This is a genomic window from Streptomyces sp. Ag109_G2-15 (assembly GCF_900215565.1).
GTDB classification, from domain to species: Bacteria; Actinomycetota; Actinomycetes; order Streptomycetales; family Streptomycetaceae; genus Streptomyces; species Streptomyces diastatochromogenes.
Genome location: NZ_OCNI01000001.1, coordinates 906,934 through 933,762, shown reverse-complemented (window position 1 = coordinate 933,762; position 26,829 = coordinate 906,934). Strand labels below are relative to the sequence as shown.

At 70.9% G+C, this 26,829-nt stretch carries 18 protein-coding genes and 2 pseudogenes; 13 read left to right on the top strand and 7 right to left on the bottom strand.

What is annotated here, in order from left to right:
• Positions 1 to 1,071: an adenosine deaminase gene (locus CRP49_RS03775; RefSeq protein WP_373560325.1), complete on the bottom strand. Its 1,071-nt coding sequence runs from the start codon at positions 1,069 to 1,071 to the stop codon at positions 1 to 3.
• A 157-nt stretch (positions 1,072 to 1,228) separates the two neighbouring features.
• Here CRP49_RS03775 and CRP49_RS48805 point away from each other — a divergent pair, with 157 nt between their 5' ends.
• On the top strand, positions 1,229 to 2,089 hold the full coding sequence (locus CRP49_RS48805) for a DUF4190 domain-containing protein (protein WP_179851489.1): 861 nt from the start codon (positions 1,229 to 1,231) through the stop codon (positions 2,087 to 2,089).
• Positions 2,090 to 2,442: 353 nt separating this feature from the next.
• Here the strand turns inward: CRP49_RS48805 and CRP49_RS03765 are convergent, their stop codons facing one another.
• Positions 2,443 to 3,000 (bottom strand): NADAR family protein, encoded by a 558-nt coding sequence (locus tag CRP49_RS03765; protein ID WP_097252141.1) that lies wholly within the window; start codon positions 2,998 to 3,000, stop codon positions 2,443 to 2,445.
• Between the two features lie 209 nt (positions 3,001 to 3,209).
• Here CRP49_RS03765 and CRP49_RS03760 point away from each other — a divergent pair, with 209 nt between their 5' ends.
• From CRP49_RS03760 to CRP49_RS03725, 8 genes are all read left to right on the top strand, one after another.
• A complete protein-coding gene (locus CRP49_RS03760) occupies positions 3,210 to 4,745 on the top strand; it encodes a gamma-aminobutyraldehyde dehydrogenase (protein ID WP_097252140.1) in 1,536 nt (511 codons plus the stop codon).
• A 53-nt stretch (positions 4,746 to 4,798) separates the two neighbouring features.
• Positions 4,799 to 6,046 (top strand): PotD/PotF family extracellular solute-binding protein, encoded by a 1,248-nt coding sequence (locus CRP49_RS03755; protein ID WP_097252139.1) that lies wholly within the window; start codon positions 4,799 to 4,801, stop codon positions 6,044 to 6,046.
• A gap of 5 nt (positions 6,047 to 6,051) precedes the next feature.
• The gene (locus CRP49_RS03750) at positions 6,052 to 7,206 is read left to right on the top strand and encodes an ABC transporter ATP-binding protein (RefSeq protein ID WP_097257180.1); all 1,155 of its coding nucleotides are present in this window, start codon (positions 6,052 to 6,054) and stop codon (positions 7,204 to 7,206) included.
• 2 nt (positions 7,207 to 7,208) lie between these two features.
• Positions 7,209 to 8,138, top strand: a complete 930-nt coding sequence (locus CRP49_RS03745) for an ABC transporter permease (RefSeq protein WP_097252138.1) — start codon at positions 7,209 to 7,211, stop codon at positions 8,136 to 8,138.
• The gene (locus CRP49_RS03740; RefSeq protein ID WP_097252137.1) at positions 8,139 to 8,939 is read left to right on the top strand and encodes an ABC transporter permease; all 801 of its coding nucleotides are present in this window, start codon (positions 8,139 to 8,141) and stop codon (positions 8,937 to 8,939) included.
• A 38-nt stretch (positions 8,940 to 8,977) separates the two neighbouring features.
• On the top strand, positions 8,978 to 10,408 hold the full coding sequence (locus tag CRP49_RS03735) for an FAD-binding oxidoreductase (protein ID WP_097252136.1): 1,431 nt from the start codon (positions 8,978 to 8,980) through the stop codon (positions 10,406 to 10,408).
• A gap of 145 nt (positions 10,409 to 10,553) precedes the next feature.
• The gene (locus tag CRP49_RS03730) at positions 10,554 to 11,021 is read left to right on the top strand and encodes a hypothetical protein (RefSeq protein WP_097252135.1); all 468 of its coding nucleotides are present in this window, start codon (positions 10,554 to 10,556) and stop codon (positions 11,019 to 11,021) included.
• A 69-nt stretch (positions 11,022 to 11,090) separates the two neighbouring features.
• Positions 11,091 to 12,905 carry a chitinase gene (locus CRP49_RS03725; protein ID WP_097252134.1) on the top strand — a complete coding sequence of 605 codons (1,815 nt, stop codon included), beginning with the start codon at positions 11,091 to 11,093 and terminating at the stop codon, positions 12,903 to 12,905.
• A gap of 55 nt (positions 12,906 to 12,960) precedes the next feature.
• On the opposite strand, the pseudogene CRP49_RS47680 reads toward CRP49_RS03725, so the two are convergent.
• From CRP49_RS47680 to gabT, 3 genes and pseudogenes are all read right to left on the bottom strand, one after another.
• Positions 12,961 to 13,107: pseudogene (locus CRP49_RS47680) on the bottom strand (hypothetical protein); the annotation flags it as partial.
• A gap of 527 nt (positions 13,108 to 13,634) precedes the next feature.
• Positions 13,635 to 13,851 (bottom strand): annotated as a pseudogene (locus CRP49_RS49050) (phosphoesterase); the annotation flags it as partial.
• A gap of 122 nt (positions 13,852 to 13,973) precedes the next feature.
• A complete protein-coding gene (gabT, locus tag CRP49_RS03710; protein ID WP_097252133.1) occupies positions 13,974 to 15,308 on the bottom strand; it encodes a 4-aminobutyrate--2-oxoglutarate transaminase in 1,335 nt (444 codons plus the stop codon).
• A 289-nt stretch (positions 15,309 to 15,597) separates the two neighbouring features.
• Between gabT and CRP49_RS03705 the strand changes: the two genes are divergently transcribed.
• The 4 genes from CRP49_RS03705 to CRP49_RS03690 all read left to right on the top strand — a co-directional run bounded on the left by CRP49_RS03705 (position 15,598) and on the right by CRP49_RS03690 (position 22,736).
• On the top strand, positions 15,598 to 17,745 hold the full coding sequence (locus tag CRP49_RS03705) for an ATP-binding protein (RefSeq protein ID WP_097252132.1): 2,148 nt from the start codon (positions 15,598 to 15,600) through the stop codon (positions 17,743 to 17,745).
• A gap of 151 nt (positions 17,746 to 17,896) precedes the next feature.
• Positions 17,897 to 19,486, top strand: coding sequence for a PucR family transcriptional regulator (locus CRP49_RS03700; protein ID WP_097252131.1), 1,590 nt, complete (start codon positions 17,897 to 17,899; stop codon positions 19,484 to 19,486).
• Between the two features lie 239 nt (positions 19,487 to 19,725).
• Positions 19,726 to 21,171 (top strand): aldehyde dehydrogenase family protein, encoded by a 1,446-nt coding sequence (locus tag CRP49_RS03695; protein WP_097252130.1) that lies wholly within the window; start codon positions 19,726 to 19,728, stop codon positions 21,169 to 21,171.
• A gap of 191 nt (positions 21,172 to 21,362) precedes the next feature.
• Positions 21,363 to 22,736 carry a S8 family serine peptidase gene (locus CRP49_RS03690; RefSeq protein ID WP_097257179.1) on the top strand — a complete coding sequence of 458 codons (1,374 nt, stop codon included), beginning with the start codon at positions 21,363 to 21,365 and terminating at the stop codon, positions 22,734 to 22,736.
• A gap of 101 nt (positions 22,737 to 22,837) precedes the next feature.
• On the opposite strand, the gene CRP49_RS03685 is transcribed toward CRP49_RS03690, so the two are convergent.
• A complete protein-coding gene (locus tag CRP49_RS03685; RefSeq protein WP_097257178.1) occupies positions 22,838 to 23,527 on the bottom strand; it encodes a serine/arginine repetitive matrix protein 2 in 690 nt (229 codons plus the stop codon).
• Between the two features lie 175 nt (positions 23,528 to 23,702).
• Positions 23,703 to 26,540 (bottom strand): glycoside hydrolase family 3 protein, encoded by a 2,838-nt coding sequence (locus CRP49_RS03680; RefSeq protein WP_097252129.1) that lies wholly within the window; start codon positions 26,538 to 26,540, stop codon positions 23,703 to 23,705.
• Between the last annotated feature and the right edge of the window lie 289 nt (positions 26,541 to 26,829).

The following is a 26,829-nucleotide window of genomic DNA, read 5'->3' as shown; positions in this document are numbered from 1 at the left end:
TCAGGGGGCGAGCCACGTGGTGGTGTACGTGTTGATCTCCTGCGCGATCCTGGCCTTGCCCGGCGCGTCCAGGAAGGACGCCTCCACGGCGTTCTTGGCGAGGTCGGCGAGGCCCCGTTCGTCCAGGTCGAGGAGACGGGCGGCGACCGCGTACTCGTTGTTCAGGTCGGTGCCGAACATCGGCGGGTCGTCGGAGTTGATCGTGACCAGCACACCGGCCCGGGTGAACTCCTTGATCGGGTGCTCGTCCAGGGTGCGGACCGCCCGGGTGGCGATGTTGGAGGTCGGGCAGACCTCCAGCGCGATGCGGTGCTCGGCGAGGTGGGCGAGCAGCTTGGGGTCCTGCGCCGAGCTGGTGCCGTGCCCGATCCGCTCGGCGCGCAGCTCGGTCAGCGCGTCCCACACCGTCTCCGGGCCGGTCGTCTCCCCGGCGTGCGGCACGGAGTGCAGGCCGGCGGCGATGGCCCGGTCGAAGTACGGCTTGAACTGCGGCCGGGGCACGCCGATCTCGGGCCCGCCGAGCCCGAACGACACCAGGCCCTCCGGGCGGATCCGGTCGTCGGTGGCGAGGCGGGCGGTCTCCTCGGCGGACTCCAGACCGGCCTCGCCGGGGATGTCGAAGCACCAGCGCAGCATGGTGCCGAACTCGGCCTCGGCCGCCTTGCGCGCGTCCTCGATCGCGGCCATGAAGGCCAGTTCGTCGATGCCGCGCCGGGTCGAGGAGAACGGGGTGATCGTCAACTCGGCGTACCGCACCTGCTGGCGGGCCAGGTCACGGGCCACCTCGTAGGTCAGCAGCCGGACGTCCTCCGGGGTGCGGATCAGGTCCACGACGGACAGGTACACGTCGATGAAGTGCGCGAAGTCCGTGAACGTGAAGTAGTCGGCCAGCGCCTCGGGGTCGGTGGGGACCTTGGAGTCGGGGTGGCGGGCAGCCAGTTCCGAGACGATGCGGGGGGAGGCGGAGCCGACGTGGTGGACGTGCAGTTCGGCCTTGGGCAGTCCGGCGATGAAGGCGTGCAGATCGCGGTCGGGCGTACCGGCGGCGGGCACGGAGCTGCGGTCGGTCAAGGTTCCTCCCCGGGAACGGCGCCCGTGGAGCGAGGTCCGTGGTCCGGGCGCGGGTGATCGGCTGATCGATGACTCGGGATCATCGTAGGCCCCCGCCCACGACGCCCCGGCCCCCGCCGTAGCATGACGGGACATCGATCACAGGGGGGCCTGAGCCATGTCCGACGAGGCGCCACAGCCGACGCCACGGGAGCACAGCGCCGAGGGCGGGCCCGAGTCACCCCGGGTCTCCCTGAACAAGGGGAGCGCGGCGGATCAATGGGCGTCTCCGGCGACTGGGCCAGGTGAGCAGGGAGCCGGCGACACGGTCCTCTCCGGAGCACCGGGAACCCCGGCACCGCCACCGCACCCTTCCGTCCACGATCAGCAGACGGTCACCTCCTTCCCCACGCCGGACGCCCCTGCCGACGCGGTCCCACCGGCCTGGGCCAGACCGGCCGACCCGTACGCCCCTCCGGCCTCCGCGCCGGCGAACCCGTTCGCTCCGCCCACAGGAGCCCCGCAGAACCCGTTCGCTCCGCCCGCCGCCCCGCCCTCGGCGACGCCGTACGCCCCTCCGGTCGCCCCCGCCAACCCGTACGGGCCACCCATGGCCCAGCCCTACGAGACGGCCCCCGTACCCCCGCCGCCCGTATCCCCCGACGGCCCCGGACAGGTTCCGTACGGCTACCCGCCCCAGCAGCCGCACCCGCAGCCGGGCTACGGCGCACCCGGCATCCCCTCCTACCCCGCGGCGGGCGGCTACGGCTGGCCGGGCCTGCAGCCGCAGCCGAACAACGGCATGGGCACGGCCTCCCTGGTGCTGGGCATCCTGGCGACGGTCGGCTTCTGCGCGTGGCCGCTGGCCCTGGTGATGGGCGTCGTGGCCGTGATCCTCGGCGCGCTGGGCCGCGGCAAGGCCCGCCGGGGCGAGGCCACCAACCCTGGCGTGGCCCTGGCCGGGATCATCTGCGGCGCCGCGAGCATCGTGCTGATCCTGGGCCTCTTCGCGTTCGTGATCGCGGCGTACAAGAGCTGACCCGCGCGCCGGCCGTCCCGACCGGCACCCGCCGTACGACGGCCTGCCCCGTGCGTCGGCCGCCCCCGCCGACATCGCCTCCGCCTGGAAGCCGCCCCGCCCGACGGCCACCCCGCCCAACGACTGCCCCGGCCGCTCGGACGGAAGCGGACCCAGCCCAGCCCCCTGCGGTCCGGCTGACGGCGGGCCGGCCAGGGCTCAGCCCACCGGTCTGGCTGCCCCGCCCCGCTCATCCTCGCCGTGGGCCCGCAGGGTCAGCCTGCCCCCGCCCACTACCCCCGCCGTGGCCGCGCAAGGTCACGCCCCGCCCCACTCACCCCCGCCGAAGCCCCGCAGGGACACGCCCCGCACAGTCACACCCCCGCCAACCGCTCCCGAGCCTCCATAAGCGCGAACCCCAGGAGGTTCGGACCCCGCCACCGCTCGGGGTCCGCGGCCGCCTCGTCGTCGGCCGTCAGGCCGATGCCCCACACGCGGTCCACGGGGCTCGCCTCCACCAGCACGCGGTTGCCGGTGTTCAGCAGGAAGGTGCGGAGGCTGTCGTCCGAGGAGAACTTGTGGACGCTGCCCTCGACGACGATCCCGAAGCGCTCCCGCTCCCAAGTCGCGTCGTCGAAGTCGCGGACCAGGCGCCCCGCCTTCTTGGCCTCGGCGGGATGCTTCGCGGCCAGCGCCCGGCGCTCCGCCTCCGCGTCCCCGAACAGTCGCGCCTTGCCGGCCATCATCCAGTGCTCGGCCGTCGCGTATTCGACACCGCCGACCACGAAGGGTGACGGCCACCACTGGCTCAGACAGCTCGCGCCGACCCGGCCGTCAGGCCGCGGCCGGTGCCCCCAGAAGTGGAGGTACTTGATCTGAGCCCCCGCCCTGACTTCCCTGATCAGGGCTTCCAATCCGTCGATCTTTCCCATGCACGCGAGTCTGGCACGCACCACTGACACTCCGTCCGCCCTTTTCCGCGCCGACTCGACACCTGGTCGACAGATTCCGTCGCGTAACCAAAAGGCAACAACGGAATCACTTGTTGGAGTCCTATTGCTCTGTCAGGATCGGCACTCAAATCGAGCTGGAGCTACGCCACCCACCCCCCGGGACGGGGCAAACGGCGGAGGAGAGCGACATGCACAACCCGGGCACCGCCACCCCGGAACGATTCCCCGCACAGGAGCGCTTCGCGGACGGCGCGCAGTTCATCGCGGGCCGCCTGACGAAGGGCACCTCGGGCCGTACCCACGCCGTGGTCGACCCCGCCACCGGCGAGGAGGTGTACACCTACGAGCTGGCCGGCACCGACGACGTCGACGCCGCCGTCGCCGCCGCGCGCGACGCCTTCCCGGGCTGGGCCGCCACCACCCCGGGCGAGCGCTCCGACGCGCTGCACCGGTTCGCCGCCGTACTCGCGGACCGTGCCGAGGACTTCGCCCGCGCCGAGTCCCTGCAGTGCGGCAAGCCGCTGAAGCTGACCCGCGAGTTCGACGTACCGGGGACCATCGACAACACCGCCTTCTTCGCGGGCGCGGCCCGGCATCTGCAGGGTCAGTCCGCCGGCGAGTACTCGGGCGACCACACGTCGTACATCCGGCGCGAGCCCATCGGTGTCGTCGGGTCGATCGCCCCCTGGAACTACCCCCTCCAGATGGCCGCCTGGAAGATCCTTCCAGCCATCGCCGCGGGCAACACCATCGTGCTCAAGCCCGCCGAGCTGACCCCGCTGACCTCGCTGCTGTTCGCCCAGGCCGCCACCGACGCCGGGATTCCGGACGGCGTCATCAACATCGTCACGGGTACCGGCAAGGAGGCCGGTGAGCACCTCGTCGGGCATCCCGACGTGGCCATGACCTCCTTCACCGGGTCCACCCCCGTCGGCAAGCGGGTCGCCGAGGTCGCCACCGCCACCGTCAAGCGCCTCCACCTGGAGCTGGGCGGCAAGGCGCCCTTCGTCGTCTTCGACGACGCCGACCTGGAGGCCGCCGTGCACGGCGCGGTCGCGGGCGCGCTCATCAACACCGGGCAGGACTGCACGGCTGCCACGCGCGCGTACGTGCAGCGACCGCTGTACGAGGCCTTCGTGGAGCAGACGGCCGCGCTGATGGAGACCGTGCGGCTCGGCGATCCGTTCGCCCCGGGCACCGACCTCGGTCCGCTCATCTCGCACGTCCAGCGCGACCGGGTCGCCGGCTTCGTGGACCGGGCGCGGGCCTACGCGCGCGTGGTGACCGGAGGCGAGGCCCCGCAGGGGGACCTCAAGGACGGCGCCTACTACCGGCCCACCCTGATCGCGGACGCCGCCCAGGACAGCGAGATCGTCCAGTCCGAGATCTTCGGTCCCGTACTGGTCGTACTGCCGTTCGACAGTGATGATGAGGGCATCCGGCTGGCCAACGACACTCCCTACGGCCTCGCCGCCTCCGCCTGGAGCGGCAACGTCTACCGGGCCAACCGCGCCACCCGCGAGATCAAGGCGGGCTGCGTGTGGATCAACGACCACATCCCGATCATCAGCGAGATGCCGCACGGGGGCTACCAGGCCTCCGGCTTCGGCAAGGACATGTCGGCGTACTCGTTCGAGGAGTACACGCAGGTCAAGCACGTAATGTTCGACAACACTGCGGTGGCCAGGAAGGACTGGCACCGCACCATCTTCGGGGACCGCTAGAGACCGACCAGGCCAGTCACCAGGCCGATCCCTCCCGAAAGGGCACCAAGCGCATGGAGCAGTACGAGCCCGACCGCCTGACCCCGCCCCAAGTGGCCGCAATGCGGCGCAGCCTGCGTAACGGCCGGGCGGCGATGACCCGCCGGTCGCTGCTGCGCGCCTCCGCGGGCGGCGCGCTCACGGTCGGCGGACTCGGGGCGCTGAGCGCCTGCGGGATCCCCGCGGCGGGCAAGACGCAGGGCGGCATGTCCGCTCAGGACCACTCGGCCGCCGAGAAGGTCGTGAACTTCTCCAACTGGACCGAGTACATCGACGTCGACGACAGCGGCAAGCACCACCCGACGCTCGACGCCTTCCAGAAGCGGACCGGCATCTCGGTCAAGTACACCGAGGACATCAACGACAACAACGAGTTCTTCGGCAAGATCAAGCCGCAGCTCGCCGCGGGCCAGGACACCGGCCGCGACATCATCGTCCTCACCGACTGGCTGGCGGCCCGGCTGATCCGCCTCGGGTGGGTCCAGAAACTGGACCCGGCCAACCTGCCGCACGCCTACACCAACCTGTCGGCCCAGTTCCGCAACCCCGACTGGGACCCGGGACGCGCGTACTCGTACCCCTGGCAGGGCATCTCGACGGTCATCGCCTACAACAAGAAGGCGCTCGACGGCATCGAGGTGAAGTCGGTCTCCGACCTGCTCGACAACCCCAAGCTCAAGGGCCGCGTCGGCTTCCTGTCGGAGATGCGCGACAGCATCGGCATGACCCTGCTCGACATGGGCAAGGACCCGGCGAACTTCACCGACGACGACTTCGACGCGGTGATCGCCCGGCTCCAGAAGGCCGTCGACAAGGGCCAGATCCGCCGCTTCACCGGCAACGACTACACGTCCGACCTGACCAAGGGCGACTTCGCGGCCTGCATCGCGTGGGCCGGAGACGTGGTCCAGCTCAAGGCGGACAGCCCGGACGTGGACTTCATCATCCCGGACAGCGGCTACATGACGTCGACCGACAACATGTGCGTCCCCAACAAGGCACGTCACAAGACGAACGCCGAGCGGCTGATCGATTTCTACTACGAGCCCGAACAGGCCGCAGCGCTCGCCGCCTACATCAACTACGTGACTCCGGTCGACGGCGTGAAGCCCTACCTTGCGAAGATCGACAAGGATGCGGCGAACAACCCGCTGATCGTTCCCGACAAGGCCATGCAGGCAAAGTCCCACGCCTTCCGCTCCCTGAGCCAGAAGGAAGAGACGGCCTACGAAGAGAAGTTCGCGAAGCTCACAGGGGCGTGACGAAGATGACGACGACAGACAGCAGCGGCGACGTCCGCCTCACCGGTATCGGCAAGACCTACGGCTCCTTCACCGCCGTACACCCGCTGGACCTGACCGTGCCACAGGGCTCCTTCTTCGCCCTGCTCGGCGCCTCGGGCTGCGGCAAGACGACCACCCTGCGCATGATCGCGGGCCTGGAGGAGCCGACCAGCGGCACCGTGTACCTGGGCGACCAGGAGGTCACCCATCTGCCGCCGTACAAACGGCCGGTCAACACGGTCTTCCAGTCCTACGCCCTCTTCCCGCACCTCGACATCTTCGAGAACGTCGCCTTCGGCCTGCGCCGGCGCGGCATCAAGAGCGTGAAGAAGCAGGTCGAGGAGATGCTGGAGCTGGTCCAGCTCGGCGAGCAGGCGCGCAAGAAGCCGCACCAGCTCTCCGGCGGCCAGCAGCAGCGTGTCGCGGTGGCCCGGGCGCTGATCAACCACCCGAAGGTCCTCCTCCTCGACGAGCCGCTCGGCGCCCTCGACCTGAAGCTGCGCCGCCAGATGCAGCTGGAGCTCAAGCGCATCCAGACCGAGGTCGGCATCACCTTCATCCACGTCACGCACGACCAGGAGGAGGCCATGACCATGGCCGACACGGTCGCCGTGATGAACGCGGGCCGCGTCGAGCAGCTCGGCTCGCCGAGCGACCTGTACGAGAACCCGCAGACCACCTTCGTCGCGAACTTCCTCGGCACCTCCAACCTGATCGAGGCCGAGGTCGACACGAAGAACGGCGACGGCATCGTGCTCAAGGCGGGCGGCGACAAGCTCGTCCTCCCCGAGTCGCGCTGTGCCGCCCCGACGAAGACCGGCGGCAAGGTGCTGGTCGGCATCCGCCCCGAGAAGATCGCGCTCACCCACGCCGACGACGCCGGCTCCATCCCCGAGGGCCGCAACCGCATCACCGGCAAGATCGCTGACGCCAGCTTCATCGGCGTCTCCACGCAGTACGTGATCGACACCCCGGTCTGCGACGAGTTCGCGGTCTACGTCCAGAACGTCGAGCGCGACGGCCGGCTCGTCCCCGGTGCCGACGTCGTCCTGCACTGGAGCCCGGCCCACACCTTCGGCCTCGACGCGGCCCAGGACATCGACGCCGGCGTGGAGACCGTCGAGGAAGAGGCCGCGTAGACATGTCGACGCTCACCGAGGCGCCCCCGCCTCTCGCCCCCGCCGAGCCGGCGAAGCAGTCCCCGCGCAAGCGGGGCCGGTTCACGCCGTACTGGCTGCTGCTCCCCGGCCTGCTGTGGCTGGTCGTCTTCTTCGCGCTGCCGATGATCTACCAGGCCTCCACGTCCGTGCAGACGGGCTCCCTGGAGGAGGGCTACAAGGTCACCTGGCACCTCGCGACCTACTGGGACGCCCTGGTCGAGTACTGGCCGCAGTTCCTGCGGTCCGTGTTCTACGCCGCCGCGGCGACCGTCCTGTGCCTGCTGCTCGGCTACCCGCTGGCCTATCTGATCGCATTCCGCGCGGGCCGCTGGCGGAACCTGATCATGATCCTGGTGATCGCGCCGTTCTTCACCAGCTTCCTGATCCGCACCCTGGCCTGGAAGACGATCCTCGCCGACAACGGCCCGGTCGTGCACACCCTGAACACGCTGCACATCCTGGACCTCACCAACTGGATCGGCTGGACGGCCGGCGACCGTGTGCTGGCCACGCCACTCGCGGTGGTGTGCGGTCTGACGTACAACTTCCTGCCGTTCATGATCCTGCCGCTCTACACCTCGCTGGAGCGGATCGACGGGCGGCTGCACGAGGCGGCCGGCGACCTGTACGCCAAGCCGTGGACCACCTTCCGCAAGGTGACCTTCCCGCTGTCGATGCCGGGCGTAGTCTCCGGAACCCTGCTGACCTTCATTCCGGCGGCCGGTGACTACGTCAACGCCGAACTCCTCGGCTCGACCGACACCCGCATGATCGGCAACGTCATCCAGACGCAGTTCCTGCGCATTCTGGACTATCCGACGGCGGCCGCGCTTTCCTTCATCCTCATGGCCGCGATCCTGTTCATGGTCACGGTCTACATCCGCCGCTCCGGGACGGAGGATCTGGTCTAAATGCCCTTCGTCACCTGGCTCAAGCGCCGTCTCGTCGTCATCGCGGGCCTGTGTACGCTCGCCTATCTCCTGCTGCCGAACGTCGTCGTGACGGTGTTCTCCTTCAACAAACCGAAGGGGCGCTTCAACTACGAGTGGCAGCAGTTCTCCACGGACGCCTGGAAGGACCCGTGCGGCGTCGCCGACATGTGCGGCTCGCTGTCGATCAGCCTCCAGATCGCCGTCTGGGCGACGGTCGGCGCCACCATCCTCGGCACGATGATCGCCTTCGCGCTGGTCCGTTACCGCTTCCGCGCCCGCGGCGCCGTCAACTCGCTGATCTTCCTGCCGATGGCGATGCCCGAGGTCGTCATGGCGGCCTCGCTGCTCACCCTGTTCCTCAACATGGGTGCACAGCTCGGCTTCTGGACGATCCTGATCGCGCACATCATGTTCTGCCTCAGCTTCGTCGTCACCGCGGTCAAGGCGCGTGTGATGTCGATGGACCCGCGCCTGGAGGAGGCCGCCCGGGACCTGTACGCCGGCCCGGTGCAGACCTTCGTGCGGGTCACCCTGCCGATCGCGGCACCCGGAATCGCCGCGGGCGCGCTGCTTTCGTTCGCGCTCTCCTTCGACGATTTCATCATCACCAATTTCAACGCGGGCTCGACCGTCACCTTCCCCATGTTCGTGTGGGGTTCGGCGCAGCGCGGAACACCCGTTCAGATCAACGTCATCGGTACGGCCATGTTCCTCGTCGCCGTACTGTTCGTCCTGGTCTCGATGCTCGTCACCAACCGCCGTAACAGTCAAAAGGCGTAAAGCCCAAAGGCATGAACCCTCTGTAGGGAGTTGAAATCATGGCCCCAAGCGCCATGAGTCGTGGCAAAGACAACTGGATCGCCTCTCTTTCCGAAGCCCAGCCGGTCCCGTACTGGCTGGAAGACCCCGGCAAGCCACCCGCCGAGCCCGCCCTCACCGGCAACGAGACCTGCGACCTGCTGGTCGTCGGCGGCGGCTACAGCGGACTGTGGACCGCGCTCAACGCCAAGGAGCGCGACCCGCAGCGCGATGTGGTCCTGCTGGAAGGCCGCGAGGTGGGCTGGGCCGCCTCCGGCCGCAACGGCGGCTTCTGCGCCGCCTCCCTCACCCACGGCCTGCCCAACGGCCTGACCCGCTGGCCGGACGAGATCCAGCGGCTGGAGGAGCTGGGCCGGCGCAACCTCGACGAGATCGAGGCCGCCGTCGCCCGGCACGGCATCGACTGCGACTTCGAGCGCACCGGCGAGATCGACGTCGCCACCGAGACCTACCAGGCCTGGGAGCTGCGTGACTGGCACCGGGAGCTGGACGAGAAGGGCCTCGCGGACGGCATCGAGTTCCTCGACGCCGACGCCGTGCGCGAGCAGGTGAACTCGCCCACCTTCGAGGCGGGTCTGTGGGACCGCCGGGGCGTGGCCATGCTGCACCCGGCCAAGCTGGCCTGGGGCCTGAAGCAGGCGTGCGTCAGGCTCGGGGTGCGCGTGTACGAGCACACGCCCGCCCTCACCCTGAAGCAGTACGGCGCCGGCATGGCCGTACGCACGCCGTACGGCTCGGTCCGCGCCCGCCGGGTCGCGCTCGGCACGAACATCTTCCCGAGCCTGCTGCGGCGCGTGCGCTCGTACACCGTCCCGGTGTACGACTACGCCCTGATGACCGAGCCGCTGAGCGCCGGGCAGCTGGACTCGATCGGCTGGAAGAACCGCCAGGGCCTCGGGGACTCGGCGAACCAGTTCCACTACTTCCGGCTGTCCGCCGACAACCGGATCCTGTGGGGCGGCTACGACGCGATCCACCACTACGGCGGCCGGGTCCGCGCCGAGTACGACGACCGCCCCGAGACCTACGCCAAGCTGGCCGGCCACTTCTTCACCTGCTTCCCGCAGCTGGAGGGCGTCCGCTTCACCCACGCCTGGGGCGGCGCGATCGACACCTGCTCGCGCTTCTCGGCGTTCTTCGGCACGGCCCACCAGGGGAAGGTGGCGTACGCGGCGGGCTACACCGGTCTCGGCGTCGGCGCCACCCGCTTCGGCGCCGATGTGATGCTGGACCTGCTGGACGGGGAGCGCACCGAGCGGACCGAGCTGGAGATGGTCCGCAAGAAGCCGCTGCCGTTCCCGCCGGAGCCCTTCGCCTGGACCGGCATCGCCCTGACCAAGTGGTCCCTGGCCCGCGCGGACGCGCACGGCGGCCGCCGCAATCTGTGGCTGCGGACGATGGACCGGCTGGGTCTGGGCTTCGACAGCTGAGCCCTCTCCGGCGAGCCCTGCCGGACCGCAGCGGGAGTGACCCGGGTCACTCCAAAGAGGAGCCGGAAACCGCGTAATGCCCGCCGGAAGGCCTCCCTCTCCCTCGTGACGCGATCGCGTCCACAAGGGAAAGGGAGGCCTTCTCATGACTGGGGCGAAGACGGCGGTCGAATGGCTGGCATCCGTCGCACCGGATCCCGAGGCCTGCCGCTGGGAATGGGAGCGCAACCCCCTCGGGGTCGCGCTGCTCCCCGCCGGCAAGGTCTGGGACGTGCTGATTCTGCCGGGTGACCTCGGTTACCCCACGCTCGACGTGCTCACCCGGGTGCTCGATCAACCCGGCCCGGTGCTGGCCGACTTCGGCGACAACCGGGTCGGCTTCTTCGTGCCGCCGGGCACCGCGGCCCGCTGGCTCGGCACCGGCATCCGTACCGCCGGACCCGGCACCTGGATCGTTGTGCCGCACCCGGGCCGGGCCGCGCGGGGCGTGCGCTGGCTGGTGCCGCCGGACGGCTCCGGCACGCTGACCGACCCGGCGTTGCTGGAGCTGGCGATGCACGAAGCGGCGGCCGGGCTGGCCGGGGAGGGGGAGGGGGAGCACCGGACACCTTGACAAGAGGATTGGTCTGGACCAAGTTGAGTGCGCTCCACCCCTCCAACTCCCCCTTCACCGGAGGCCCTTGTGGACCGCGCCCGACGCGCCAGACGCCCCAGATCCGTCCTCGCCCTGCTCACGGCCGCGCTGCTGGCCGTGCCCGGGATCACCGCGCTCTCGTCGGCCGCCCGTGCGGCCGACGCGGACCTGGCCAAGAACGGCGGCTTTGAATCCGGCCTCGACGGCTGGACCTGCACGGCCGGTTCGACTGTCAACTCACCTGTGCACAGCGGGAGTTCGGCGCTGCAGGCGACCCCGGCCGGCAGCGACAACGCCCAGTGCGCGCAGACGGTGACCGTCCAGCCGAACGCCCAGTACACGCTGTCCGGTTACGTCCGCGGCTCCTACGTCTACCTGGGCGCGAACGGCACCGGAACCACCGACGTCTCCACCTGGACCCAGTCCGCCCCCGACTGGCAGAAGCTGACCACCACGTTCACCACCGGCGCCACCACCACGAAGGTCACCCTCTACACGCACGGCTGGTACGGCACCGGCGCCTACTACGCCGACGACATCTCCCTGATCGGCCCGGGCGCGAGCACCGGACAGCCGCCCGCCGCGCCCACCGGCCTCAAGACGGGGACGGTCACGTCCTCCTCCGTCGCCCTGTCCTGGAGCGCGGTGACCGGCGCCACGAGTTACGCGGTCTACCGCGACGGGGCCAAGGTCCAGACGGTGAGCGGCACTTCGGCCACCGTCACCGGACTCGCGCCCTCGACGGCGTACGGTTTCCAGGTCACCGCGAGCAACGACGCCGGCGAGTCCGCCAGATCGGCCGCGGTGACCGCGACGACCACGGCGGGCACCGGCGGCGGCTCGACCGACCTGCCCGCCCACGCCCTGGTCGGCTACCTCCACGCGAGCTTCGCCAACGGCTCCGGCTACACCCGCCTCGCCGACGTACCCGACAGCTGGGACGTCATCGACCTCGCCTTCGGCGAGCCCACCTCGGCCACCTCCGGCGACATCCGCTTCAACCGCTGCCCGGTCACCGAGTGCCCGAACGTCGAGAGCGACGCCGACTTCAAGGCGGCCGTCAAGGCCAAGCAGGCGGCCGGCAAGAAGGTGCTGATCTCGATCGGCGGCCAGAACGGCCAGGTCCAGCTGACGACGACGGCGGCCCGTGACGCCTTCGTCTCCTCGGTCTCGAACATCATCGACACCTACGGCCTCGACGGCCTGGACATCGACTTCGAGGGCCACTCGCTGTCCCTGAACGCGAACGACACGGACTTCAAGAACCCCACCACACCCGTGATCGTCAACCTCATCTCGGCCCTGAAGACCCTGAAGGCCAAGTACGGCTCGAAGTTCGTGCTGACCATGGCCCCGGAGACCTTCTTCGTCCAGATGGGCTACCAGTACTACGGCACCGGCAAGTGGGGCGGCCAGGACCCGCGCTGCGGCGCGTACCTCCCGGTCATCTACGCCCTGCGCGACGACCTGACCCTGCTCCACGTCCAGGACTACAACTCGGGCCCGATCATGGGCCTCGACAACCAGTACCACTCCATGGGCGGCGCCGACTTCCACATCGCCATGACCGACATGCTGCTCACCGGCTTCCCGGTCGCGGGCGACGCGAACAACGTCTTCCCGCCGCTGCGCCCGGACCAGGTGGCGATCGGCATGCCGGCGTCGACGAACGCGGGCAACGGGTACGTCGCTCCGTCCGAGGTCACCAAGACCCTGGACTGCCTGACGAAGAAGACGAACTGCGGCTCGTACCCGACCCACGGGACGTGGCCCGCTCTTCGGGGCCTGATGACATGGTCGGTGAACTGGGACCGCTACTCGAACTGGGAGTTCCAGCGGAACTTCGACGCGTACTTCGGCTGAGCACCACGGACAGGGTGGTCAGCAGCACCGTGCCCAGGCACCAGCTGGCCACCACGTCCAGCGGCCAGTGCCAGCCCCGGCGGACCAGGCCGTAGGAGACGCCGAGCACCAGAGCCACGCAGCCGCCGACGAGGGCCCGGCGGGCGGCGGGCGAGCGGAGCCAGGGGAGCAGGAGCAGGGTCGCTCCGCCGTACGCGATCATCGCCGTCGCCGTATGACCGGAGGGGAAGTAGCCGACCCCCGGCGGCATCAGCGGGGTCCCCGGGCGTGCGGTCCAGTCCTTCAGCGGTACGACGAACGCCGGGACCAGCGCCATCAGTACGGCCGCCGCGGCGGGCGGCAGCCACCAGCGGTCCGTACCGGTCGCGCGGCCGCGCCAGGCGGAGTACGCCAGGGCGAGGACGAGCACCGGCACGGCGACCTGGACGTTGCCGAGATCGGAGAGGCCTGCGGAGAAGCGGTCCGGGTGGAGGAGGTCCCGGCTCAACCGCGCGTCGAGGCGCAGGAGCGGGCCGTGGGTGACGACCTGCCAGGTGATCAGGGCGAGCAGGAGCGCGGGAAGGGCCAGGAGCGTGGGCAGGGCCAGGAGCGCGTACTTCGGGCGCGGATCCGGTGACGTCGACACGCGCTCCAGCTTCTCAAACCCGGCAGGGGAGGAAGGGGCTTCTCGGACCCGGCGGGGGAGGAAGGGGCTTCTCGGACCCGGAAAGGGGAGAAAGGGAAGGAGGTCGGCCGCCCCGGAACAGGGGGGGTGGTTCCGAGGCGGCCGTCCGGATCGGGACGTCGCGCGCCCCGGGGGGTTTGGGGCGGCGACCGTCCGATCGGTGAGGAGATCCCGGAGCCGTCAGGCCCCGGTTGTGTGCGCGAGGGCACGACCAGGTCGAAGCTGGGGAGGCCCCGGCCTGAGATCGCCCACAGTCCCCTGTGGGCGGGGTGTATCTCTCATCTGGGTAGAACCTACGGCAGCCCGAGGCGCTTGGGCAGACGGAATCGCGTTACGCCATCCACCCCGCACACCTTCTTCACACGGCCTGCCGTAGGCACCCTTCAGAGGTGCGAACCAGTCGCTCAGATGCGCGCGAAGGCCTGCTCGATGATGTCGAGACCCTCGTTCAGGAGGTCCTCGCCGATCACCAGCGGGGGCAGGAAGCGCAGCACGTTGCCGTAGGTGCCACAGGTCAGGACCAGCAGGCCCTCCTGGTGGCAGGCCTTGGCGAGGGCGGCGGTCGCCTCCGCGTTCGGCTCCTTGGTCGCGCGGTCCTTGACCAGCTCGATGGCGATCATGCCGCCACGGCCACGGACGTCGCCGATGATGTCGAACTTCTCGGCCATGGCGGTGAGGCGCGCCTTCATGATCGCCTCGATGTTCTTCGCCTTGGCGTTGAGGTCCAGCTCCTTCATGGTCTCGATCGCGCCGAGCGCACCGGCGCAGGCGACCGGGTTGCCGCCGTAGGTGCCACCGAGGCCGCCCGCGTGCGCGGCGTCCATGATCTCGGCGCGGCCCGTGACGGCGGCCAGCGGCAGACCGCCGGCGATGCCCTTGGCGGTCGTGATCAGGTCCGGGACGATGCCCTCGTCCTCGCAGGCGAACCACTGGCCGGTGCGGCAGAAGCCGGACTGGATCTCGTCCGCGACGAAGACGATGCCGTTGTCCTTGGCGAACTGGCTGATCGCGGGCAGGAAGCCCTTGGCCGGCTCGATGAAGCCACCCTCACCGAGCACCGGCTCGATGATGATCGCGGCCACGTTGTCGGCGCCGATCTGCTTGGTGATCTGGTCGATGGCCTGCGCGGCGGCCTCCGGGCCCGCGTTCTCCGGGCCGGTCAGCCAGCGGTAGGCGTACGCGACCGGGACGCGGTAGACCTCGGGCGCGAACGGGCCGAAGCCGTGCTTGTACGGCATGTTCTTGGCCGTCAGCGCCATCGTCAGGTTGGTGCGGCCGTGGTAGCCGTGGTCGAAGACGACGACGGCCTGGCGCTTGGTGTACGCACGGGCGATCTTGACGGCGTTCTCGACGGCCTCGGCGCCCGAGTTGAACAGCGCGGACTTCTTGGCGTGGTCACCCGGCGTGAGCTCGGCCAGCGCCTCGGCGACGGCCACGTAGCCCTCGTACGGCGTGACCATGAAACAGGTGTGGGTGAAGTCGGCCAGCTGGGCGCTCGCGCGGCGTACGACGGCCTCGGCGGAGCCGCCGACCGAGGTCACGGCGATACCGGAACCGAAGTCGATCAGTCGGTTGCCGTCGACGTCCTCGATGATGCCGCCGTCCACGCGGGTGGTGAAGACGGGCAGCACCGAGCCCACGCCCTGCGCGACCGCGGCGAGGCGGCGGGCCTGCAGCTCCTGCGACTTCGGACCGGGGATGGCGGTGACGACGCGGCGCTCCTGCGGAAGTGCGGTCATGAGGGCTCCCTGATGATCTTGCGTACCGGGTGTTCCCGGGCGGTTCCGGACGGTGCGTTTTTCGGACGCTTGTCTCTTTCTTCGCAGGCTAGGGCCGGAAATGGAGGGTGGGCATGCTCCATGTGGGCGTTGTCGGGAAGATTGGTTGTCCGTCGTGGACATAGCAGTAGGGGAGGGATGCGCCCGGTCGGCGCGTCCTTACGGCCGCGTAAGCGGTGAACTCCCTTTGTCGGGGCGTTAGATTGGCTCGCTGATGGTGGACGGAACGGCTGGTCAGGGGGCAAGGGCGATGGACAGCGACGGGACGCGGGACGCGCGCGGTACGCATGCGAATCCTGTGCCGCGCCCGGCGGTGCCCCCGGAGGGCCAGCCGGGGCCGGTCGAGGGTTCCGCCCTGCCGCCCATGCCGCCCGGGCCACCTGGGGTTCCGCCCAGGCCGGACGGCTCGGCCTTCCTGGCCTGGCTGCGGGCGTCCCGGCCGCAGGCCGCCCCGGGTGTGTGGCGGTTCGGGTACCGGCCCCGGCCCGAGCAGGAGCCCGAGCGGATCCCGGCCCGGCAGCTGCTGAGTGGTGCACTGATCGCCTTCCTCGTGGGCTGGCTGGTGTGGTCCCTGCTCTGGAACGGCTACCTCGGGGGCTGGTGGGTGCTGCCCCTGGAGCTGTTCACCCCGGACTCCTGGCGCCAGAGCAACGACCGCGTCGGCAACGCCCTCCTCTGGTACTCGTACTACACGCTCATCGCCGTCATCATCATGCTCGTCGTCGGCCGTCTCGGCCGCTGGGGCGAGGTCTGGCGCCGCTATGGTCCCCCCGCCTGGCGGGAGGCCGTACCCGCCGCCGAGCCCGCGCCCGCCCCGGAGCAGGACCCCGCCGAATGGCCCCAGCTGCGGAGCGCCGGAGCCCATGAGGCGGCCGAGCGGCTGGCCGCCGAGGCGAAGGCCGGACTCATGCGGGACGTCGACCACGCCCGGATCAGCCGGGCCTGGCAGGGCGTACGGTCCGGCACGCACACGCTCGCCTCCTTCACGGGCGCCGTACTGAAGGACGGCTCGGCCGCCTGTCTGCACCCCTCCGGAGAGCGCGACCTGCCCGCCCGGCACGCCCGGCACGACCTGCTCACCGGGCAGGTACGGCTCGGCACCACCGCGGACGACCCCCGCAACCCGTACCACTACCGCGGCTCCGGACTCGCCCTCGGCCCCGAGCTGCTCGCCACCTCGCTGCTCGCCGTCGGCCCGGCCGGCTCCGGCAAAACCGGCGCGGTCATCCGGCCGCTCACCGAGTCGCTGTGCCTGCACGCCCTCGCCGGACGGGCCGCCGTCGTGACCGTCGGCGCGGCGGGCGCCGGGCTCGGCCCCGCCGAGGCGTACGACGTCGTCGTACGGATCGGCCACCCCGAATCCGTCTACGACCTCGATCTGTACGGCGGCACCACCGACCCGGACGAGGCCGCCGCCATACTCGCCGAGGCCCTCGTCGGCGACCTCGCCGACCCGCACCCCGGCGGAGACAGCCGCCGCTCCACCACCGTCCTCGCCCAGCTGCTCGGCCCCTTCCGTGCCGTCCACGACCGCTTCCCCTCCGTCCCCGAGCTGCGCCAGCTCCTCGACGGCACACCGGGACCGCTGGCCGCACTCCGCAAGGGGCTCACGGACACCGGGCAGGAGTCGCTGCTCAGGGAACTGGACGCGCGCGAGCGGCAGATGGCCCACCCGGGCGATGTCGGCGCGGTGCTCGCCGACCGGATCGCCCTGCTCGACCGGCCCGCCTTCGCCGCCTTCTTCGACACCTCCGGGCAGTCCCGGCCGTTCTCTCTCAAGGCCCTCGACCACCCGGTCCGGGTCCGTATCGACCTGCCCCAGCGCGGGCACGCCGACGCCTCCCGGATCCTCGCCCGGCTGGTCCTCGCCCAGTTCACGGCCAGCGTGACGGTACGGGAGGACCGGTCGCTGTTCGCCTGCCTGCTGCTGGACGACGCCTCCGGGGTGATCACCCCGGAGTCCGTGCGCGGCATCCAGCGGCTGCGGTCCGCCCACGCGGGCACCGTGCTGACGCTGCGCACCCTCGACGACGTGCCCCGGCCGCTGCGCGGACCGCTGCTCGGCGCCACCGGATGCCGGATGGCGCTGTCCGGGCTCACCCCCTGGGACGGGCAGGACTTCGCCGAGGTGTGGGGCAAGGAGTGGACCGAGACCCGGGACGTCACCGACCGGCAGATCATCGCCGAGACCCCGGCCGGCAAGGCCGTGCACATGCTGCGCCGGGTCATCACCGGCCAGGCGCCCACCGCCCGGGCCGTCACCGTGCGCCAGGTGGAACGCGAGCGCTGGTCGGCCTCCGAGCTGGCGCACGGGGTGCCGCCCGGGCACGCGGTGCTGTCGCTGACGACCGTGCAGGGGGAGCACGCTCCGCCGTTGCTGGTCGATCTGCGGAGCTGAGGGCGCTCGGGGCAAGGGGCACCCGGGGACCGTACGGTGAGGCAGAATCGGCATAGGCTGTTCATACGCGGCGGCCAATTGATCTCCGTGATCACAGTGATCAACGGTTCTCCCCACCCGCTGTCCCGGTTCTCCCCTCCCTGAAGGCCTCATGCCCCCGACCCTCGCCTCGCTCGTCCACCACTCCGCGCTCAAGCTGACCGTGCGCGCGGGCGAGGACCGTCTCGACGTGCCCGTCCGCTGGGCGCACGTGAGCGAGCTGGCCGACCCCGTGCCCTACATGGAGGGCGGCGAGCTGCTGCTGATCACCGCGCTCAAGCTGGACGCGGAGGATCCCGAGGCGATGCGGCGCTATGTGAAGCGGCTGGTCGGCGCGGGTGTCGTAGGGCTCGGCTTCGCGGTCGGCGTGAACTACGACGACATCCCCAAGGCCCTCGTCGACGCCGCCGAGGAGGAGGGGCTGCCGCTGCTGGAGGTGCCCCGCCGCACCCCCTTCCTCGCCATCAGCAAGGCCGTCTCCGCCGCGATCGCCGCCGACCAGTACCGGGCGGTCACCGCGGGCTTCGCCGCCCAGCGGGAGCTGACCAAGCAGGCCCTGAACGCGGGCCCCGAGGGGCTGCTCGGCGCGCTCGCCGCGCAGGTCGACGGGTGGGCGGCGCTGTACGACGCCTCGGGCGCCGTCGTCGCCACCGCACCCGAGTGGGCCGGGCGCCGGGCCGCCCGGCTCACCGCGGAGGTCGAACGGCTGCGGGAGCGGCCCGCGCCCGCCTCCTCGGTCGTCGGCGGACCCGACAACGAGGACCGCGTGGAGCTGCACTCCCTGGGCACGGGCCGGCGCCCGCGCGCCGCCCTCGCCGTCGGTACGGCCGCTGCCCTCGGCACCGCCGAGCGGTACGCCGTCCACTCCGCGATCGCCCTGCTCACGCTCACCACCGAACGGTCCCGTTCGCTGCACGCGGCCGAGCAGCGGGTCGGCGCGGCCGTGCTGCGCATGCTGCTGGCCGGGGAGCCGGACCATGCCCGGGCCGTCGCCGGTGACCTGTACGGCGGGCTCCTCGACGCGCCCTTCCGGGTGATCGTCGCCGAGTCGGCGACCGGCTCCGCGGCGCGGGCGGACGCCGATGGGCTGGGCGGGATCGTGGAGGCCGTGGAGTCGGCGGCCGCCCGCGCCGGGGAGGCCGTGCTGGTCGTGCCCGAGGGAGAGCGGTTGGTGGTGCTGGCCGCGGACGGGGGTGCGGCGGTGTCCGCGTGTGCCGCGTACGCGGCTGCGCTGGAGGCGGGGCGGGCCGTGCCCGAGCAGGCGGCCGGGGACGAGGAGGAGCTGGTCGTCGGGCTGTCGGCCCCGGCCGGACCGATCGCCGCGGCGGCGGCCTACAAGCAGGCCGAGCAGGCGCTGTCCGTCGCGCGGCGGCGGGGGCGGGTGCTGGTGGAGCACGAGCAGCTGGCGGCGGGGTCGGTGCTGCCGTTGCTGGCCGACGACGCGGTGAAGGCGTTCGCGGACGGGTTGCTGCGGGCGCTGCACGAGCACGATGCGACGGGGCGGGGGGATCTGGTCGCCTCGCTGCGGGCGTGGCTGTCCCGGCACGGGCAGTGGGACGCGGCCGCGGCGGATCTGGGGGTGCATCGGCATACGTTGCGGTACCGGATGCGGAGGGTGGAGGAGATCCTGGGGCGCTCTCTGGACGACCCGGACGTCCGGATGGAGCTGTGGCTGGCTTTGAAGGCGACGTCCCCGGAGTAGCCGTCTCAGGGGGCTCCGCCCCCTGGACCCACGGCCTATGCCCACCCACCACCCGACTCGGTGGGTCGAGAAGTGGCCGAGACCCAAGAACACCCCACCTCAGCCCCCCCACCACGCCAAACCGGAGCATCCCCCACCCTCACCACTCCGACTCGGACAAGCGACCCCCGGCCACCCCCGCCCTACCGTGGGACACGCAAGCACACGCACACCCCCTACGCGGAAGGGCCGGGACTCATATGACTTCCACCCACGCCTTCTGGCTCGCCGGCCGCCAGGTCACCGGCGAGGACACCTTCGACGTCACCTCCCCGTGGGACGGCCGTCTCGTCGGCAAGGTCAGCGTGCCGACCGACGCCCAGGTCGAGGAGGCCGTGGCCGCCGCGTACGCCGTGCGGGACGAGTTCGCCGCCACCCCGGCGCACGTCCGCGCCGCCGCCCTCGACCACGTCAGCAAGCGTCTGGTCGAGCGCACCGAGGAGATCGCCCAGCTGATCTCCGCCGAGAACGGCAAGCCGATCAAGTGGGCGCGCGGCGAGGTCGGCCGTGCCGTGTCCGTGTTCCGGTTCGCGGCCGAGGAGGCCCGGCGGTTCAACGGCGGCGAGGCCCAGCGCCTCGACACCGACCTCGGCGGCCAGGGGCGCCTCGCGCTCACCCGGCGCTTCCCGAAGGGTGTCGTCCTCGGCATCGCGCCGTTCAACTTCCCGCTGAACCTGTGCGCCCACAAGGTCGCCCCCGCGATCGCCGCCGGCGCGCCCATCATCCTCAAGCCGGCCCCGGCCACCCCCCTCTCCGGCCTGATCATCGGCGACCTGCTCGCCGAGACCGACCTGCCCGCCGGCTCCTGGTCGATCCTCCCGGTCGCCAACGAGAAGATGCCCGCGCTGGTTCAGGACGAGCGCCTGCCGGTCATCTCCTTCACCGGTTCCGAGAAGGTCGGCTACGCGATCATGGACTCGGTGCCGCGCAAGCACTGCACCCTGGAGCTGGGCGGCAACGGTGCCGCGGTCGTCCTCGGTGACTTCGCCTCCGACGCCGACCTCGACTGGGCCGCGACCCGCATCGCGACCTTCTCGAACTACCAGGGCGGCCAGTCCTGCATCTCCGTGCAGCGCGTGATCGCCGACGCCTCCGTCTACGACCGCCTGCTGCCGCGCATCGTCGCCGCCGTCGAGGCCCAGGTCACCGGTGACCCGAGCGACGCCAAGACCGATGTCGGCCCGCTGGTCAGCGAGGACGCGGCCAAGCGCGTGGAGTCGTGGGTGAAGGAGGCCGTCGAGGCCGGCGCCACCCTCCTCACGGGCGGCGACCGCGACGGCGCCTCCTACGCGCCGACCGTCCTCACCGACGTGCCGGCGGACACCACCGTCGCCTGCGAGGAGGTCTTCGGACCGGTCCTCACCGTGCAGAAGGTGGACGGGGAGGCGGAGGCCTTCGCCGCCGTCAACTCCTCCAAGTACGGCCTCCAGGCGGGCGTGTTCACCCACGACCTCCAGGTCGCCTTCCGCGCCCACCGCGCGCTGGAGGTGGGCGGCGTGGTCATCGGCGACGTCCCGTCCTACCGCGCCGACCAGATGCCGTACGGCGGCGCCAAGCAGTCCGGTGTGGGCCGCGAGGGCGTGAAGTTCGCGATGGAGGACTACACATACGAGCGCGTGCTGGTTCTCACCGGTCTCGCGCTCTGACCTGCCACGGACAGGTCGGACGGAACGGCCGCAGCCCACTGTGCGGGGGCTGCGGCCGTTCCTTTTGCCGTTCCTATTGCCGGGTAAAGGATTCGGCATCGTCCGTTCAATAGTCTTGTTCTGTGCATGACTCACTCGATGGGATGCGAGTCGACCACTTCGTCCGACTCACGGACCACTCAGGGGAATTCATGCACATAGCCCGTACCGGGCGCGGCGTCGCGGCTTCCGCGGCCGCCACCGCTGCCCTCGTCGCCGCCGCGCTGGCGACCACCTCGCAGGCCGGCGTCACCCTCGCCGCGCCCGCCGCCGTGCCGCACACCAAGGCGGTTCCGGCCATCGCAGGGCACACCCTGGTTCACGGCGTGGCCAGCCCGCTCTCCAGCGAGCAGTGCCAGGCCAAGTGGCACATCAACTGCTACAACCCGCTCCAGTACCGCACCGCGTACAACCTCAACCCGCTGTACCGCAAGGGCATCACGGGCAAGGGGCGCACGATCGTCATCGTGGACTCGTTCGGTTCTCCGACCGTCCAGCACGATCTCGACGTCTACAGCAGGCAGTTCGGCCTGCCCAGCACCAAGGTCAAGGTGGTCAAGTGGGGGCACGTCCCCGCCTTCGACCCCAAGAACTCCGACATGACCGGGTGGGCCGGCGAGACCACCCTGGACGTCGAGATGGCCCACGCGGTGGCGCCCGGCGCCAAGATCGTCCTGGTGGAGACGGCCGTCTCCGAGACCGAGGGCACCACCGGTCTCCCGGAGATGATGTCCGCCGAGAAGCACCTGATCGACCAGGGCGTCGGCGACGTCATCACCCAGAGCTTCGGTGCCACCGAGAACACCTTCCCGGGCTTCAACCGGGGCGACTTCTCCAGCATCAAGAAGCTGCGGTACGCCTTCCAGGCCGCGAACCGCAAGCACGTGACGGTCCTCGCCTCCTCGGGCGACGGTGGTGCCACCGACATGAAGGCGGACGGCAAGCACTACTACGACAAGCGCGTCAACTCCTGGCCGTCCTCGGACCCGCTGGTCACCTCCATCGGTGGCACCCAGCTCCACCTGAACGACAAGGGTGACCGCGTCAAGCCGGACAGCGTCTACAACGACTACGGCGCGGGCGGCGGCGGCCAGTCCCACGTCTTCACCCGCCCGGGCTTCCAGGACGGCGTGAAGAACATCGTCGGCACCCGCCGCGGCACCCCGGACGTGTCGATGGCCGCCGCGGTCAACGGCGGCGCCTGGATCTACTCCAGCTACGACCCGACCGCCACCGGCTGGGACGTCACCGGCGGCACCAGCGAGGCCAGCCCGCTCTTCTCGGGCATCATCGCCCTCGCCGACCAGGCGGCGGGCCACCGGCTGGGCAACATCAACCAGGCGCTGTACAACCTCGCCAAGCACCGCAACACCGGCGTCGTCGACGTCAACGACGGCACGAACAACAGCTACGAAGGCGTCACCGGCTACAAGGCCGTCAAGGGCTACGACATGGCCACGGGCGTGGGCACGGTGGACGCACTCCACTTCGTCAACGCCATCGCGGCAGCGAGCCACCACAGCTGACGCGGCACTGATCCTTCGCATGCGAACGGCCCGGGTTCCACACCCGGGCCGTTCGTCTGTGCATGTAGGTCTCTGTCGACCGCCGCTCGGCTACCGCCGGACTAATACTGCGGGCCTGGCGGGGGCCCCGGTGGGGGACCGGCGGGCGGTGGACCCCACTGCGGTGGAGGGCCCCACTGCGGCGCAGGCGCCCAGCCGGCGGTGAGCCGCCGACGGTGGCGGCTGCGGCGGACGGCGGTGACGATGGTGATGGCCGCGGCCGCGACGAACGCGGTGAGGAAGCACACGACCCCCGCGGCGATGCTGCCGATCGTGGCCCCCACCTGGGGCTTGTCTCCCAGCGCGAAGTCGGCCGGCAGCTCCGAGGTGCAGGTGAGCGCGTACTCGCCGGTGCTGTCGGGCTTCACCTCGAAGACGCGCTCCCAGGTGCGGGACCCGATGGTGATGTGGAAGGTGCTGTTCGGTTGGGTCAGCGACCCGGGCCGCAGGTCCGGGATCCGGCACTGGACCCGGCCCTTCCCGGACTGGGAGACGTAGATCGCCTTGGTCTCCCCCTGGACGAAGTGGAACGTCTGCGAGTCGCCGCTGGAGAAGCTCCGGGTGGTGTCGATCAAGTCCACCGTGTTCTTCACCGTCACCACGATGAAGGCGGTGCCGACACCGGCGAGTACGAGCCCCAGCAGGGCTGCTACCAGGTACCAGATGCGCCGAGGCCGCAGGTCCTTCGCCGGGATGTTCGGCGGCGGAGGCCCGCCGCCGTAGGGCCCTCCCCAGGGCGTTTGTATTGCCACGACGTCGCATCGTACGGGGTACGCCATGACCGACGCACCACATCGGTACCGACCTAGCTAATGGGAACCATTTTCATGTAGGCTGCGTGCGACGCGGGCCCGGCGTCTGCGAAGGGGCCCGGCACCGCTGCCTTCCGGTGCCGGGCCCCTTCCTGGTGTCGGCTTCTCCGGACCCTCAACCGGTGAAGCCGACATGCGCGAGCCGCAGTGGGCCGCGCAGTCTGAGGTGGACGTCGTGGACGCCCTCGGTGACGATTCCGGCGCCCAAGGTGGTGTAGGTGTAGGCGTCCGCGGTGGGAGTGGGGAGGGTCAGGGCGGCCAGGGTCGGGCCGCCGTCCAGGGACAGTTCCAGGACGCCCTCGCCCGCCAGTTGAGCCGTCACCTCGATCACGCCGTCGCCGAAGTCGCAGGCGCGGTAGACCAGTTCGGCCGAGCCGCCGTCCACCGGGGTCACCGCGTCGCCCGCCGTCTTCGTACGGTCGACTATCGCGATGCCGGACTGCTCGTCGAAGTCGGCCGCCTCCAGGCCCCGTCGGACCACCGAGCGGGGCGCCGGGGCCTGACCGTCGAGGGTGACGGTCGTACGCAGCCGGATGTCCTCGCTGGACGCGCCGAGTAGGAGGTCGTACGGGCCCTGTTCCAGGCGCCAACCGCCCTGTGCCACATCCCAGAACTCGAAGGCGGACAGCGGGACTTCGAAGCGGAGTTCCGTCCGCTCGCCGGGCGCGAGCGTCACCCGGCGGTGGGCGAGCAGCTCGCGGCGCGGCCGGGTCACGGACGGGTCCACCGCCCGGGTGTAGAGCTGGGCGACCTCGTCGGCCGTGCGGTCGCCCGTGTTGGTGAGCGTGCAGCCGACGTGGACCGTGCCGTCCTGCACCCGGGCCGACAGGTCGGCGTAGCCGAAGGACGCGTACGACAGGCCGTGGCCGAAAGGGAAGAGCGGGGTGCCCTCGAAGTAGAGGTAGGTCTGGCGGCCGCCGATCACGTCGTAGTCGAGCAGGTCCGGCAGGTCTGCGTCGGACTCGTACCAGGTCTGCGGGAGGCGGCCCGCGGGGGAGACGTCACCGGCCAGCACCCGGGCCAGGGCCGTGCCCGCGGCCTGGCCGCCGTGCGCGGTCCAGAGGACGGCCGGCAGACGGGACGGCGCCTCCAGCGCGTACGGGTACGCCGACGTCAGGACCAGGGCCGTGCGCGGGTTCGCGGCGCGTGCCGCGAACAGCAGCCGCTGCTGGTGGGCGGGGAGGTCCAGGGTCGTACGGTCCTCCGTCTCACGGCCGTTGATGTGCGGGTCGTTGCCCGCGATCACGAGGACCACGTCCGCCTGCTCGGCGGCCCGGGCCACCGCCTCCTCGCCCCGCTCGACCGTGATCACCTCGAAGATCTCGCCCGCGTCGGCAACCTTCACGCCATCGGCGGCGACCGAGACAGGGCGACCCGTGCCCAGATGCCGGAGGAGGTGACCGTTCTGGTGGGGTTCCAGGCGGAACGTCTCCTGGACCACCCAGCCGCCGGGCTGGTCCGCGGAGGCACGGACGTGGCCGTCCTCGGCGACGGAGAGATAGCGGCCGTCGGGCGCGCGCAGGGTCAGGACGCCCTCGCCCCAGTCGGCCAGCGCGAACTCGGTGCCGGTGGCGTCCGTGGTGAGCGGGGGCAGGTCGGTGCGGCCGGACAGCAGGGCCGGGTCGAGGGCGCCCTCGGTGCCGCGCACCGTGTCGGGGGCGTCCGTGGGCGGCACATGGAGGAAGGCGCCGGCGGTGGTGCGCAGACGGACGCGGTCCACGCCCTCCGCGAACTCCACCCGCTCCGCGCCGAAACGCTCGTACAGGCCCTCCAGGGGTGTGGACCGGTGCAGGAGGCTGCCGCTGTACCAGTCGAGTTTGCACTCGTCGGCGAGCGGGCCGACCACGGCGATGCGGGTGTCGGGTGCGAGGGGCAGCAGGGCGTCGTCGTTCTTCAGGAGGACCACGGCCTGTTCGGCGGCCTCCTGGGCGAGCGCCCGGTGGGCCGGGGTGTCGAACTCGCCGGTGCCCCGGTGCGGGTCGTAGTGCGGGTCGAACTCGCCGAGGCGGAAGCGGACCGAGAGCTGGCGGCGGACCGCGGTGTCGATGTCCGCCTCCGTCAACAGGCCCTGTTCGAGGGCGCCCTTGACCCGTGCGGTGATCTGGGTGGCGTCCGTGCCGTGGTCGGTGAAGCTGTCCACACCGGCCAGGAGGGCGGCTGCGGTCGCCTCCTCGTGGGTGTCGAAGTAGTGCTCGGCGTCGACCAGGTTGGATGGCGCGCCCGCGTCCGAGCAGACCAGCAGGTCCTCCTCGGTCCAGGCGCGCAGGTGGGCGCGCAGGTACGGGGAGACATGGTTGGGGCGGCCGTTGACCAGGTTGTACGCGGGCATCGCGCCGGCCACCGCGCCCGCCTCGACCGTCTCCCTGAAGGCGCGCAGGTCGTACTCGTGCAGCACCCGCGGGCGGACGGAGGCCGACGACGTCGCGCGGTCCGTCTCGTTGTTGTGGGCCAGCCAGTGCTTCAGGACCGGGGCGGTGCGCCAGTACGTCGGGTGGTCGCCGCGCAGTCCGTGGGTGTACGCGGTGGCGATCGCCGAGGTCAGCTTCGGGTCCTCCGAGTAGCCCTCCTCGTTGCGGCCCCACAGCGGGTGGCGCAGCAGGTTGACCGTCGGGGACCAGACGTTGAGGCCGATCCGCTCGTCGTGGGCGCGCATCGCCCGGACCTCCCGGGACACCGCCTCGCCGACCCGCCGTACGAGGTCCGGGTTCCAGGTCGCGCCGAGGCCAACGGCCTGCGGGAACACCGTCGCCGGGCCCATCCAGGCCACCCCGTGCAGCGCCTCCTGGCCGGTACGGAACGCGGCGATGCCCAGACGCTCGACCGCGGGCGCGAACTGGTGCAGGAAGGAGACCTTCTCGTCCGGGGTGAGCCGCGCCAGCAGGTCGTCGAGGCGCTTCGCGACCGGCAGATGCGGATCGCGGAAGGGCGGCGTGGTCGGCGAGTGAACGGTCACGGGCGGTTCCCCTTGCGATGGAACGACGAGGAGCTGACTGAGAGGCTTTCGAAGCGCTTCGATGCTCATTCGACCACCCATGGGGTGTCAAGGCACTGTGTCGAATCAGCCCGGACTTCTCACCTACAAGGCATGCGGGACGGATGATCTGAGGGTGACGTGGCACATCGGAGGAATCTTGGGATCGACCCTTGTGCGCCCCCAGGTGTTCACTTAACCTCGCAGCAACATCGAAGCGCTTCGACTAGCCGCCCCCGCACTGCGAGCGCTTCAGCTCAGCCAGATCCAC